Origin of the sequence: Nocardia sp. NPDC059691 (assembly GCF_042733915.1) — a bacterium.
Taxonomy (GTDB): domain Bacteria; phylum Actinomycetota; class Actinomycetes; order Mycobacteriales; family Mycobacteriaceae; genus Nocardia; species Nocardia sichangensis.
On the sequence record NZ_JBHWFB010000004.1, the window covers coordinates 230,360 to 242,981 of the forward strand.

Here is a 12,622-nt window from a genome sequence, read left to right on the forward strand (position 1 = left end):
CGTCGCGAAGAGCCATCCGATGCGCAACCGAGCACTCGACGTTCGGACTCGCGGCTCGTGGCTGCCGAAGGAAAGCGGCATCCATCCCCTCTGACACCCGCGCCGACCAGCATCGGTGTCCGCTACCGAAGCCATCGGCGGCAGTTGCACGCGACCACTCCGGCTCACCCCCGTCTGCACTGCCGTCGGCGAAACCACTCTGAGGTCCGCCACAAATCGCCGGTATGGCTTCCCTCCACTGGCGAAAGCGAACGGCGAGGTCCGCACGCGACCTGACACTCTCAGCTCACCTCTGCCACAGGTTCGGAGCGAAGCGAGACCGAGCATCCGCCGTCCCCGGCCCGGCTCGCGCAAACGCGAGCCATAAGAGGGCCGCGAACACCCAGCGCGGCAGGCGCTGGAGAAACGAATACAGCTCAGCTGGGGCGACCGACCTCGTAGGTGCCGTCGTCCTTGGTGATCTTGATGCTCACCTTCTTGGCCTCGCCGCTGACCTTCACGCTGCATTCGAAGGTGGCATCGACCTTGACTTCCTGGCCGGAGGGGCAGGAGACGTCGCTGATGTCCTGGATGCCGTAGGAATCCGACAACACCTTCTTCACGCCGTCCTGCACGGCGGCCTGGTCCAACTGGTCCTTGGCGGTCAACACGAGCACGAGCGCGACGATCGCGCCGACCACGGCGACACCGAGCACCGACAGCCCGATGATCAGGCCTTTGTTCTTGCCGCCCTGCTGCGGAGGCTGCTGTCCGGGAGCGCCCCACTGCTGCTGCGGCTGCCCCCACTGCGGCTGCTGCCCCTGCTGGCCCCAGTCCTGCTGCTGCGGTTGGCCCCACTGCGGCTGCTGGCCCTGAGCGGGCTGCTGGCCCCACTGCGGTTGCTGCGGTTGCTGCGGCTGCTGGCCCCACTGCTGCTGGGGCTGTCCCCATTGCTGCTGAGGTTGCTGCTCACCCCAGTGCTGGGTCGGCTGCGCCGAGGCCGGGGTCTGCGGCTGACCGCTCCACTGCTGCGTGGGACCGGACCCGCCCGGCGCCTGCTGTCCACCCCACTGCTGGGTGGGATCGTTGCGTCCCTCCCCGGGGTCGTTCGGTCCGTAAGGGCCGCTCATTTGCTTGCCTCCACTCGCATCGTTGTACACACGGTAGCCCCCCGCGTGGGCCTCGTCGCATGACACGACTACTCCGCCACGGTCGGTACGCGAAAGAAATCAAATCACAATCGAATCCGCCGTGTTGATATTGCCGCCCGCCGCGTGCCCGGCGCTCACGCCGCTCAGGCGGCGTCCACCGCCACGACGCCTCGCCGGATCGCCCGCACCGCCTTGGCCGCGGTGGCGGCGACCTCGAGATCGTCGGCGGTGCCGTGGATCTGATCGAGCAGATCGATCACCTGCCTGCACCAACGCACGAAGTCACCGGCCGACAGCGGCGCGCCTTGGTCGCCGCTGGCGAGCAACGACTCGGCCAACCCATCGCCGCGTGCCCATTTGTAAATGCCGTCGACGAAACCGAGATCGGGTTCCCTGGTCGGCGGCAGCTTGTGTCGCGCCTCGTCGGAGCGCAGCTCGGACCAGACGCCGATGGTCGCGCCTACCGCGCGCCGGATCGGAGCCGTCGGTCCGGTCGCGCCGAGATAGCCGCCCTCCTGGCGGGATTCGTACACCAGGATCGAGACCACACCGGCCAGTTCGGCCGGGCCGAGACCGCGCCACAACCCCTTCCTGAGGCATTCGGCTACCAGCAGATCGCTTTCCGCGTAGATGCGCGCCAACCGGCGTCCGTCCGCGGTCACCTCGCTCTCGTGCACGAATCCACGTTCCTCCAGCAGACCGAGGATCCGATCGAACGTGCGCGCCAGCGAATTGGTGGTCGCGGCAACCTTCTGGCGCATCGCCTCCGTTTCGCGCTGCAACCGGTTGTAGCGCTCGCCGATCCGGGCCAGCTGCTCGCGATCGGGCATGGAGTGCGCCGGATGGGCACGCAGGCTCCGGCGCAAGGTGGCCAGTTCCCGGTCGTCGGCCGCGGCGGACTGCCTGCCGCGACGTGGCCTGCCCGGCACCGAGATTCCCGTGCTGCGCAGCGCGGAGGCCAGGTCGCGGCGGATGCGCGCGGTGCGGTGATCCACCCGGCGCGGCAGCCGCATGTGCCCGAGCGCCTCGGCGGGCACCGGGAAGTCGGCGACCGAAACCCGTCCGGCCCACTTGTCCTCGGTGAGCACCAGCGGCCGCGGATCGCCCGGCGTCGCGTCCGGCTCCAGGATCACCGCGAGCCCGGCGCGGCGGCCGGACGGAATCGCCACCACGTCACCGCGGCGCAGCGCGCCGAGCGCGTCTACGGCGGCGCCGCGCCGGTCGGCACGGCTCTGCTGGGCCAACTGCCGCTCCCGCTGCTTGATCCGCTCCCGCAGCGACAGGTACTCGAGGAACCCGCCTTCGGCACCGCCGAGCTGGTCGCGCAACTTGCCCAGCGCTCCCTCGTTGCGCTCGATGCCGCGCACCAGCCCGACCACCGACCGATCCGCCTGGAACTGGGCGAACGATCGCTCCAGCAGGGCGCGCGACTCGTCGGCACCCATCCGATCGATGAGGTTGATCGACATGTTGTAGCCCGGCCGGAACGAGCTGCGCAGCGGATAGGTGCGCGTCGAGGCCAGGCCTGCGACCGCGCTGGTGTCCACCTCGGGCTGCCACAACACCACCGCGTGGCCTTCTACGTCGATGCCGCGCCGCCCCGCACGCCCGGTCAGCTGGGTGTACTCCCCGGGCGTGAGCTCCGCGTGCGACTCGCCGTTGAACTTGACCAGCCGTTCCAGCACCACCGTGCGGGCGGGCATGTTGATGCCGAGCGCCAGCGTCTCGGTGGCGAAGACGGCACGCACCAGCCCGTTGACGAACAGCTCTTCGACGGTGTGCCGGAACGCGGGCAGCATCCCGGCGTGATGCGCGGCGAGGCCGCGGTGCAGCGCCTCACGCCACTCCCAGTAGCCGAGCACCTCCAGATCGGCCTTGGGCAGATCGCCGGTGTGCTTGTCGATGATCGCGTCGACCTCGTCGCGCTCCTCCGGACGACTCAGATCCAGCCGCGAGCGCAGGCACTGGGCGAGCGCGCCGTCGCATCCCGCCCGGCTGAAGATGAACGTGATCGCGGGCAGCAAGCCCTCTTCGTCCAGCTTGGCGAGCACCTCCGGCCGCGGCAGCGGGCGGAAATCCCGGCGCGGGCCACCGCGGCCGTTGCGCGGGGCGCCCCAGCTGTTCATCCGGTCGGCCGCCTCACGGTGGCGGATGAACCGCACCAGGTCTTCGTCGACGAGCACCTTCTGCTCGGTGGATTTGGTGTCGAACAGGTCGAACATCCGCCGTCCCACCATCACGTGCTGCCACAGCGGAACCGGCCTGGTCTCGTCGACCACCACCGCGGTGTCGCCGCGCACGGTCTCCATCCAGGCGCCGAACTCCTCTGCGTTGCTCACCGTGGCCGAAAGGCTGACCAGCCGCACGTCCGGGGACAGGTGCAGGATGACCTCCTCCCACACCGCGCCGCGGAACCGGTCGGCGAGGTAGTGCACCTCGTCCATCACGACATAGGACAGCCCGCGCAGCGCGTCCGAGGAGGCGTAGAGCATGTTGCGCAGCACCTCGGTGGTCATGACGACCACCGGCGCGTCGGGATTGATCGATTGGTCGCCGGTCAGCAGTCCGACCTGGTCGCGGCCGTAACGCTCGGTGAGGTCGGCGAACTTCTGGTTCGACAGCGCCTTGATGGGTGTGGTGTAGAAGCACTTCCCGCCCGCCGCCAGCGCCAGGTGAACGGCGAACTCGCCGACGACCGTCTTTCCCGCGCCGGTGGGGGCACAGACGAGTACGCTGTGGCCTTCTTCGAGCGCCGCACAGGCTTCGCGCTGAAACGGATCCAGCCGGAACTTCAGCTCGGCGGAAAATGCGGTCAACTCGCCCGTCTGCGACCGGTCAACTGTCACTCGTCAGAGCGTATCGGAGTAGTCCGACACCGGTCGTGCGGATTTCTCCGCGGGCGTACCGATCGACCCGGCCGGATCGATCGGTGACGGGGCGCCGAGTTCGGAGGCCTCCTCGTCCGACAGCGCACCCCAGCCCTCGCGCTCCTTGCGCGCCCGGCGCAGGTCGTTGACCCGGGAGAACTGGATCGCCACCTCGAACAACACCGTCAACGCCAAGGCCAGCGCCAGCATCGAGAAGGGATCCTGCGGAGTCACGATCGCCGCGAAGACGAACAACCCGAAGGTGATCCCCCGCCGCCACGCCTTCAGGCGCTCGTAGGTCAGCACGCCGACCAGGTTCAACCCGACGATCAGCAACGGCGTCTCGAAACTGACCCCGAAGATGATCAGCAACTGGATGATGAACGAGAAATATTGCGACCCGCTCAACGCCGTGATCTGCACGTTGTCGCCGATGGTCAGCAAGAAGCTCAACGCGTGCGCGATCACCACGTAGGCCAGCACCGCGCCGGCGGCGAACAACACCGTGCCCGAGGAGACGAACCCGACCGCGTACTTGCGCTCCTTCGCGTACAGCCCGGGGGTGATGAACGCCCACAACTGGTACAGCCAGATCGGCGCCGCCAGCACCACGCCTGCGGTCAGGCCGACCTTCAACCGCAGCGTGAACTGCTCGAACGGCGCGGTCGCCAGCAGACGGCACTCGCCATCCGGGGTCAACGACGCACGGGCCGACGAGGGCAGCGAGCAATACGGCCCGCGCAGGATCTCACCGAGGCTCTCGATCCCGAGGAACCCGTGCCCGTACCACAGGAACCCGAGCACCGTCGTCGCGATCACCGCGGCGATCGACACGAGCAACCGGTAACGCAGCTCCTGCAGATGCTCGACCAACGACATGGTGCCGTCGGGATTGGTCCTGCGCTTACTGCGTCGCGGATCGAACGGGATTCGCATGGTTGGTGATCGCCCCTGGGTTCACGTGCCTCGCACGGCTCGGCAACAGCACTGAGTCCGGAGTGAGTTCTTCCTCACTCCGGCGCGAGCGGCTCCGCTCAGACCGATTTCTGCTCGGTGCGGGGCTCGGTGGCCTGCTGCGTCGGCTGCTGCGCGGCGGGCAACTGCGGTGCGGGCTGCTGAGCCTGCGCGCCGCTGGTTGGCGCGTTGCTCTCGTTCTGCATCTGACTGACCTCGCTCTTGAAGATGCGCAACGATCGGCCCAGACTGCGGGCCGCGTCGGGCATCCGCTTCGCGCCGAAGAACATCACGAAGACCACCGCAATGATCAGCCAGTGCCAGATGCTCAGACTGCCCATGATCTACCTCCCAAGACTGTGATGTTTCGATGCTACCGGAGGGTGACGTGCGCGAACGCCGCCGTCACCGCTCGTTCGCCCTGCGTTCGGGCGCGGCGCCCGCCGCTGCGGCCCGCAGCTGGCCGAGCAGTTCCCGTCCGGTCCACGCGCGCCTGCCGCCCTGCTCGGCCGCGACGATCAATTCGATCAGCCGCTGATTCACCGGCGTCGGCATCCCGACCATCGCGCCCAGTTCGACGATTTCCCCGCACAGCCAGGATATTTCGGTGGTACGGCCCAGCTCCAGGTCGTCCGCCATGGACGAACGCGCCATCGGATCGATGGCCAGCACCTGCCCGGCTACCCGCCGGAAGAGGCCGTCGGGAACGGTCAGCAGCGCGGCCATCACCCGGGGCGGCAGCGGGGTCAGCCGGGCGGGGCGAATTCGCGCCTTGTTCATCACCTCGAGCGCTTCGCGTTGGGTGAGCGCGAGGCAACGGCGGTAGTCCCGGTCGGCGAGTTCTTCCCGCAGCGGGCGCCCCGACAGCGCGTTGACCGGGTTGTTCAGGTTCAGCAGCAGCTTCGCCCACTGCACCGGCCGCAGGTCGGGATACCGGCGCAGGCCGAGCCCCGCTCGCTCGAATACGTCCAGGAACGGCGCCAGAGCCGGATCGTCCTGTACCGCGAGACCGCCCTCGGTGCCGCGATGGAAACGCCCGCCGGGGTGGTGCACGACGTTGAACATCACCATTCCGGCCAGGACCACGCAGTGCGGCAGGATCTCCCGGATCACCGAGTCGTTGCCGATGCCGTTCTGCAGGCTGAGCACGACGGTGCCCGGCCGGATCTTGCCCGCGAGGTCGCGCACCGCCTCCGCCGTCGCCGCCGATTTCACCGTGACCAGCACCAGGTCCGCCGAGCCGACGTCATCCGGTTCGGTGGCGCGGTGGAATCGATCCGGCGGCAACGCGTCGTCGCCGCCGTCGAGGTCGGTGAGCCGGAGCCCGGACGCGCCGAGTTCGTCGAGCACGCGCCTGCGGCCGACCAGGGTGACCTCCGCGCCCGCTACACCGAGCTTGCCGCCGACGAAGTTGCCGATGCTGCCCGCGCCTACCACCAGCACACGACTGTTCATGCCGGTAGGGCCTCTGCCTTCCTCATCTGGCCTCCAGGTATCCGGCTTCCTCGTAGGCGGCCAGCGCGGCGTTCGACCGCTCACGCACCGCCGCCACCAGCTCCGGCGGGCCGAGGACGGTGACACCCGCCCCGAAACCGAGCAGCAGGCGGGCCATCCAGTCCAGCGTGGCGAACCGCATGGTCGCCTCCAGGCTGCCGTCGGGATGCACCGCCAGCCGATGCATCGGGTACTGATCCAGCACCCAAGCGTAATCGGCGTGAATCCGCAAGCGCGCCAAGGCGACCGCGGGATCGTCCTGGAACAGGTCCAGGCCCGCCGTCGCGTCGGTGGCATGCACGGGCGGCCGGGCGAGTTCGTCCAACTCGGTCGCGGCCTCGATCCGGTCGAAGCGGAACAGCCGCACCCCCTCGGCCTGCCTGCACCACGCTTGCAGGTAGCTGTTGTCGTCCACGAGGACGATGCGGATCGGGTCGACGATGCGTTCGGACACCACGTCGCGACTGGCGGAGTAGTACACCAACCGCAGCGCACGGCCGAGCGCCAGCGCCGACCGCACGGCGGCCACCGCGGGCGCCTCCGGCGGCGGGGTTCGCGACCGCCCGTTCTCCGCGAGTTCCGCGCCGCCCGCGATCGCCGCTTCGATCTTCGCGATGGCCGCGTGGGCCGCCGTCGGGTCCACCATGCCGGGCATGTCGACGATCGAGCGCAGCGCGACCAGCAACGCGGTCGCCTCGGTGGAGGTCAACCGCAACGGACGGTCGATGCCTGCGGAGAAGGTGACCTCGATGCTCTCCTCGGAGAACGACAAGTCGATCAGGTCGCCCGGACCGTACCCGGGAAGTCCGCACATCCACAGCTGATTGAGGTCGCTCATCAACTGTTTGGTGGTCACGCCCAGGTCGGCGGCGGCCTCGGCCGCGCTGATGCCCGGGTGGGCGATGAAGTACGGGATCATGTTGAGCAGCCGGGACAGCCGGACCGAGAGCCGCGAGCTCATGCCCGCACCTCCGTGCGGTCGAACACCGAACGCAGCCGCGCGATGACATCGGCACGCAGCGACTCGGGGGCGAGTACCACGGCGTCCGGGCCCAGGCCGGTGATCAGCCGGGCCAGCCAATCGCGGGATCGCACCGGAAGCTCGACGACGGCGCCCGTACGGCCGCCGACGACGCGCTCACCGGTCACCTGGCCGAGCCTGCGGATCTCCCGCCCGCGCCCTTCGGCCACCCACACCGTCGCCGAGCCGCTGACCGGCGCGGTGCTGGTGACCTGGTCGACGATGGCGCGCAGGTCGACGCCCTCCGGCTTGTGGACGGCGTTGCGCGGGCCATACGCGGTCACATCGTCGCCGATGCGGGACAGCCGGAAACTGCGCACCGCGTCCCTGTCCCGGTCGTGCCCGACCAGATACCAGCGGCCGTGATGGGTGACGACGCCCCACGGTTCGACGTCGCGCATGAGATAGGGGGCGTTGATCGCGCCGCGGTGCTCGAACCGCACAGCCTGGCCCGCGTCGATCGCGGCGAGGAGTTTGCCGAGCACGGGTTCGGAGCCCCGAGCGCGGGCCGGAACCGCGGGCACGGACGCCACGGCGGCGTCGGTTTCCACGTGGATGCCCGCCGCGCGCAGTTTGAGCAACGCCCCCTCCGCGGCGGCGGCGAGTTCCGGCGATTCCCACATCTGCACGGCCACCGCGACGGCGGCGGCCTCCTGATCGCTCAGATCGATGTCGGGTAGCTCGTAGGCGTCGCGGTTGATCCGGTAGCCCTCCACCGTCGAGTACCGGCTCACCGGACCGACTTCCAGCGGAATCCCCAGATCACGCAGTTCGTTCTTGTCCCGCTCGAACATCCGGCTGAACGCCTCGTCGCTGGCGGAGTCCTCGTATCCGGCCACGCTCACCCGGATCCGCTCGGCGGTCAGGAACTGCCGGGTCGACAGCAGCGCGATGACCAGATTCATCAGCCGCTCGACCTTGGATATCGCCACCCGATAGAGGGTAATCTGCGCAGCCGGGCTGTGTTGGTTCGGCCGCTACTTCGTAGCGGCGTGTTCGCGGCCCTCTCATCGCTCGCGTTTGCGCGACCGCCGCTTGCTCCTTCGTCGCCTACGCGGCGGCCGCGTAGGCGCGCGCCGGGCCGCGAACGGCGCAGGCTCGGTCTGGCTTCGCTCGAAACCTGTGGTCGAGGTGCTTGGGCGCGTCGGTGAGCAACGTACTGACCTCGGCATCCGCCGTTACGAGCGAGCCGCGCGCCGGTACGACTTTGTCGGTGTGTCCGAAGTTATGGAAACAGCAGACCGAACGGCGCTCCGCTAGGTGGCTCGACAGTCGTGGAGGGCTCGACAATCGTCGAGCCGCCGCGACACAGTCATTGAGATGCGCGGGCCATCAGTCTTCCGACAAGTAGCGCTCGACCTTGTCCACCTTGGCGGTCATCGCATCCGTCACGCCGGGACGGATGTCGGCCTTCAACACCAAGCTGCAGCGTGGAGCGACGGCGAGGATAGCGTCGGTCGCCTGTTTCACGACGGCCATCACCTCGTCCCATTCGCCCTCGACGGTGGTGAACATGGCGTCGGTGCGATTGGGCAGTCCACTGGCGCGCACCACGCGGACCGCTTCGGCGACGGCGCGCCCGACGTCGACGCCGGTCCCGAGCGGTGTGACGGAGAAGGCGATGATCATGCCTCGATCATGCTCGCAGGCGTCGGAATTACATCGATGCGATCAGGCGATCTACGCGCTCGTCGACCGAACGGAACGGGTCCTTGCACAGCACGGTGCGCTGCGCCTGGTCGTTCAGCTTCAGGTGCACCCAGTCGACGGTGAAATCGCGGCCCGCCTCCTGGGCCGCGGTGATGAAGTCACCACGCAGCTTGGCCCTGGTGGTCTGCGGCGGGGTGTCCACCGCGGCGTCCACGGCCTCGTCCTCGGTGACCCGCTTGGCCAGCCCCTTGCGCTGCAGCAGGTCGAAGACGCCGCGTCCGCGCTTGATGTCGTGATAGGCCAGATCCAGCTGGGCGATCTTGGGATCGGACAACTCCATGCCGTACCGGTCCTGGTAGCGCTGGAACAGCTTGCGCTTGATCACCCAGTCGATCTCGGTGTCGACCTTCGCGAAGTCCTGCGCCTCGACCGCGTCCAGGGTGCGGCCCCACAGGTCGACCACCTGATCGATCTGGGGATCGCGGTCCCGATTGCGCAGATGCTCCACGGCGCGCGCGTAGTACTCGCGCTGGATGTCCAGGGCGCTGGCCTGCCGACCGCCTGCCAGGCGCACCGGACGCCGACCGGTCAAGTCGTGGCTCACCTCGCGGATCGCGCGGATCGGATTGTCCAGCGCGAAGTCGCGGAACGAGACACCCGCCTCGATCATCTCCAGCACCAAGGCGGCCGTGCCGACCTTGAGCATGGTGGTGGTCTCGGACATGTTGGAGTCGCCGACGATCACGTGCAGCCGGCGGTACTTCTCCGCGTCCGCGTGCGGCTCGTCGCGGGTGTTGATGATCGGCCGCGAGCGGGTGGTCGCCGAGGAGACGCCCTCCCAGATGTGCTCGGCGCGCTGCGACAGGCAGAACGTGGCGGCCTTCGGCGTCTGCAGCACCTTGCCCGCGCCGCAGATCAGCTGCCGGGTGACCAGGAACGGCAGCAGCACGTCGGAGATCCGGGAGAACTCGCCCGCGCGCACCACCAGGAAGTTCTCGTGGCAGCCGTAGGAGTTGCCCGCCGAGTCGGTGTTGTTCTTGAACAAGTAGATGTCGCCGCCGATGCCTTCTTCGGCCAGACGCTGCTCGGCGTCGATCAGCAACTCTTCGAGGACCCGTTCGCCCGCGCGGTCGTGGGTCACCAATTGCGCCAGGTTGTCGCATTCCGCGGTCGCGTACTCCGGATGCGACCCGACATCGAGGTAGAGCCGGGCACCGTTGCGGAGGAACACGTTCGAGCTACGGCCCCAGGACACCACCCGGCGGAACAGATACCGGGCCACCTCGTCGGGGGACAGTCGACGGTGACCGTGGAAGGTGCATGTCACACCGAACTCGGTCTCGATCCCCATAATTCGTCGCTGCACACCATCGACATTACAGCCAAGTCGAGGTCTTGCGTGGGGCACCGAACAACCCGTATGCATACGTCTTCACAACGATTTGGCCCGCTTTGTCGGAATTTGCCCGGGTGAAACGCCGGTTTCGCCGGAGGATGCACAGTTCGGCCCGGCCCCGGACATGCCGATACGGCCCGCGAACCAAGCGTCGTTCGCGGGCCGTCGAGTTCGTCGGCCCGGCGGATCACTCCGCCGACGGAGTCTCCTTCGCCGACGGTTTCTCATCCTTCGGCTCGGCGCCGGTCTCCTCCGCCGCGGGCTTCTCGGCCGCCTCCGCCGGACTCAGCAGACGCTCCAGCGTGGCGTTGGGCACCCGCCGGAACGCCCGGCGCGGACGCGCCTGCTCCAAGGTCGCGACCTCGAGCGAGCTCACGCCCAGCACCCGCTTCTCCTTCTCCGCGCCTTCCGGAACGCCCGCCTGCAACGCGCGCACCGCGACGCCGACCGCGGAGGCCAGGTCCAGACCCGGCTGGTACGACGACTTCAGCGCGGTGACGATCGGCTCCGTGGTGCCGCCCATCACCACGAACTCGCGCTCGTCCACGATCGACCCGTCGAAGGTGATCCGGTACAGCACCGATTGCGCGGCCTGCTCGGGATAACCCACCTCCGCCACACAGATCTCCACCTCGTACGGCTTGAGCTGATCGGTGAAGATCGTGCCGAGCGTCTGCGCGTAGGCATTGGCCAGCGCCCGGCCGGTGACATCGCGGCGGTCGTACTGATACCCGCGAATGTCGGCCTGCAGGATGCCGCCCCTGCGCAGATTCTCGAACTCGTTGTACTTGCCGACCGCGGCGAACCCGATGCGGTCGTAGAGCTCACTCACCTTGTGCAGCGTCGCGGACGGGTTCTCCGCGACGAACAGCACACCCTTGTCATACGTCAAGACCACGACGCTGCGCCCCCGAGCGATGCCCTTGCGGGCGAGCTCGGTCTTGTCGCGCATGATCTGCTCGGCCGACGCGTAGTACGGCAACGTCATGATCAGGCGCTCCCTTCTTCGGCGGCCTCGCGGTCGGCGACGATGCCGCGGGTGATCTCCGCCAGCCGCGACTCGGTCACCTCGACCGCACCCTCCTCATCGATCACGATCGCCGTCGGGAAGATGCCGCGCACCAGATCCGGGCCACCCGTCGCGGTGTCGTCGTCGGCCGCGTCGAACAGCGACTCGACAGCGATGCGCAACGCGCGATCCTGATCGATTCCCTTGGCGTACAACTTCTTCAGCGAGGACTTCGCGAACATGGAGCCGGAACCGACCGCGGCGTACCCGAATCGCTCCTCGCTGCGTCCACCCACCACATCGAACGAAACGATGCGGCCCGCCTTGTCGGCATCGGTGGCGTCCAGGTCGTAGCCGACCAGCATCGGCACCACCGCCAGACCCTGCAGGGCCGCGGGCAGATTCTCCCGCACCATCTTCGACAGCTTGTTGGCCTTGCCGTCGAAGGTCAGCGGCACGCCCTCGAGCTTCTCGTAGTGCTCCAGTTCCACCGCGAAGATCCGCACCATCTCCACCGCCATGCCCGCGGTGCCTGCGATGCCCGCCGCGGAATAGCTGTCGGTGATGTAGACCTTCTCGATATCCCGGCTGGCCAGCAGGTTCCCCTGGGTGGCACGGCGGTCACCGGCGATCAGCACACCGCCGCGATAACTCACCGCCACGATGGTGGTGCCGTGCGGAGCGATCTCCTTCGCGGAAGTGCCGCCGGGGATTCCGGCGGCACCCTGTCCGAACCTGTTGCTGGGCAAAAGATCCGGAGCATGCATGCGGAGATAGTCGGAGAAGGAAGAAAGGGCGTACCCCAGGTGGAGACGCGAGGGGTCACCGACTGTCACTGGCCACCTTTCTGCACGTACGCGCGGACGAAGTCCTCGGCGTTCTCCTCGAGCACGTCATCGATCTCGTCGAGCAGGTCGTCGGTTTCCTCCGCCAGCTTTTCGCGGCGCTCCTGACCGGCGGCGTCTACACCGTCGGGGCCCTCGTCCTCGTCGCCACCCCCGGCGCGCTTGGTCTGCTCTTGTGCCATGGCAGCCGACCTCCTCTGTCCTCACCATGATCGGGACCCATGGTGAGCACGGTCCCGATCATGAGCATTGTCCG

12 protein-coding genes are annotated in these 12,622 nt (G+C 68.2%); all 12 read right to left on the minus strand.

Annotated elements, in window-relative coordinates; all coding sequences use genetic code 11:
- Positions 1–416: 416 nt before the first annotated feature.
- The gene (locus tag ACFV2O_RS11370) at positions 417–1,109 is read right to left on the minus strand and encodes a DUF4333 domain-containing protein (RefSeq protein WP_379251734.1); all 693 of its coding nucleotides are present in this window, start codon (positions 1,107–1,109) and stop codon (positions 417–419) included.
- 164 nt (positions 1,110–1,273) lie between these two features.
- A complete protein-coding gene (locus tag ACFV2O_RS11375; RefSeq protein ID WP_379251735.1) occupies positions 1,274–3,976 on the minus strand; it encodes a DEAD/DEAH box helicase in 2,703 nt (900 codons plus the stop codon).
- Between the two features lie 3 nt (positions 3,977–3,979).
- Positions 3,980–4,933, minus strand: coding sequence for a twin-arginine translocase subunit TatC (gene tatC / locus ACFV2O_RS11380; protein ID WP_355077569.1), 954 nt, complete (start codon positions 4,931–4,933; stop codon positions 3,980–3,982).
- 98 nt (positions 4,934–5,031) lie between these two features.
- On the minus strand, positions 5,032–5,292 hold the full coding sequence (gene tatA / locus ACFV2O_RS11385) for a Sec-independent protein translocase subunit TatA (protein ID WP_355077567.1): 261 nt from the start codon (positions 5,290–5,292) through the stop codon (positions 5,032–5,034).
- 64 nt (positions 5,293–5,356) lie between these two features.
- Complete coding sequence (locus ACFV2O_RS11390; protein WP_379251736.1) at positions 5,357–6,406, minus strand: 2-dehydropantoate 2-reductase; 1,050 nt, start codon at positions 6,404–6,406, stop codon at positions 5,357–5,359.
- Between the two features lie 22 nt (positions 6,407–6,428).
- Entirely contained in the window at positions 6,429–7,406 is a 978-nt protein-coding gene (locus tag ACFV2O_RS11395) for a YafY family protein (RefSeq protein WP_355077564.1), read from the minus strand.
- Entirely contained in the window at positions 7,403–8,398 is a 996-nt protein-coding gene (locus ACFV2O_RS11400) for a YafY family protein (protein WP_355077562.1), read from the minus strand. The genes ACFV2O_RS11395 and ACFV2O_RS11400 overlap by 4 nt, the downstream gene beginning before the upstream one ends.
- Before the next feature lie 400 nt (positions 8,399–8,798).
- Positions 8,799–9,095 (minus strand): MTH1187 family thiamine-binding protein, encoded by a 297-nt coding sequence (locus tag ACFV2O_RS11405; protein WP_379251737.1) that lies wholly within the window; start codon positions 9,093–9,095, stop codon positions 8,799–8,801.
- 28 nt (positions 9,096–9,123) lie between these two features.
- A complete protein-coding gene (gene pafA / locus ACFV2O_RS11410) occupies positions 9,124–10,482 on the minus strand; it encodes a Pup--protein ligase (protein ID WP_174186519.1) in 1,359 nt (452 codons plus the stop codon).
- A gap of 217 nt (positions 10,483–10,699) precedes the next feature.
- Positions 10,700–11,500, minus strand: coding sequence for a proteasome subunit alpha (prcA, locus tag ACFV2O_RS11415; RefSeq protein ID WP_379251738.1), 801 nt, complete (start codon positions 11,498–11,500; stop codon positions 10,700–10,702).
- Between the two features lie 2 nt (positions 11,501–11,502).
- On the minus strand, positions 11,503–12,357 hold the full coding sequence (gene prcB / locus ACFV2O_RS11420) for a proteasome subunit beta (RefSeq protein WP_355077558.1): 855 nt from the start codon (positions 12,355–12,357) through the stop codon (positions 11,503–11,505).
- A complete protein-coding gene (locus ACFV2O_RS11425) occupies positions 12,354–12,548 on the minus strand; it encodes a ubiquitin-like protein Pup (protein WP_014986166.1) in 195 nt (64 codons plus the stop codon). Before ACFV2O_RS11425 ends, prcB begins: the two co-directional genes overlap by 4 nt.
- Positions 12,549–12,622: the final 74 nt, after the last annotated feature.

What these genes read in the sequence shown, in the direction of transcription:
- ACFV2O_RS11370 (WP_379251734.1), bottom strand. Translation starts at nt 1,109, where the DNA reads ATGAGCGGCCCTTACGGACCGAACGACCCCGGGGAGGGACGCAACGAT.
- tatC (WP_355077569.1), bottom strand. Translation starts at nt 4,933, where the DNA reads ATGCGAATCCCGTTCGATCCGCGACGCAGTAAGCGCAGGACCAATCCC.
- tatA (WP_355077567.1), bottom strand. Translation starts at nt 5,292, where the DNA reads ATGGGCAGTCTGAGCATCTGGCACTGGCTGATCATTGCGGTGGTCTTC.
- ACFV2O_RS11390 (WP_379251736.1), bottom strand. Translation starts at nt 6,406, where the DNA reads ATGAACAGTCGTGTGCTGGTGGTAGGCGCGGGCAGCATCGGCAACTTC.
- ACFV2O_RS11395 (WP_355077564.1), bottom strand. Translation starts at nt 7,406, where the DNA reads ATGAGCTCGCGGCTCTCGGTCCGGCTGTCCCGGCTGCTCAACATGATC.
- ACFV2O_RS11405 (WP_379251737.1), bottom strand. Translation starts at nt 9,095, where the DNA reads ATGATCATCGCCTTCTCCGTCACACCGCTCGGGACCGGCGTCGACGTC.
- prcA (WP_379251738.1), bottom strand. Translation starts at nt 11,500, where the DNA reads ATGACGTTGCCGTACTACGCGTCGGCCGAGCAGATCATGCGCGACAAG.
- ACFV2O_RS11425 (WP_014986166.1), bottom strand. Translation starts at nt 12,548, where the DNA reads ATGGCACAAGAGCAGACCAAGCGCGCCGGGGGTGGCGACGAGGACGAG.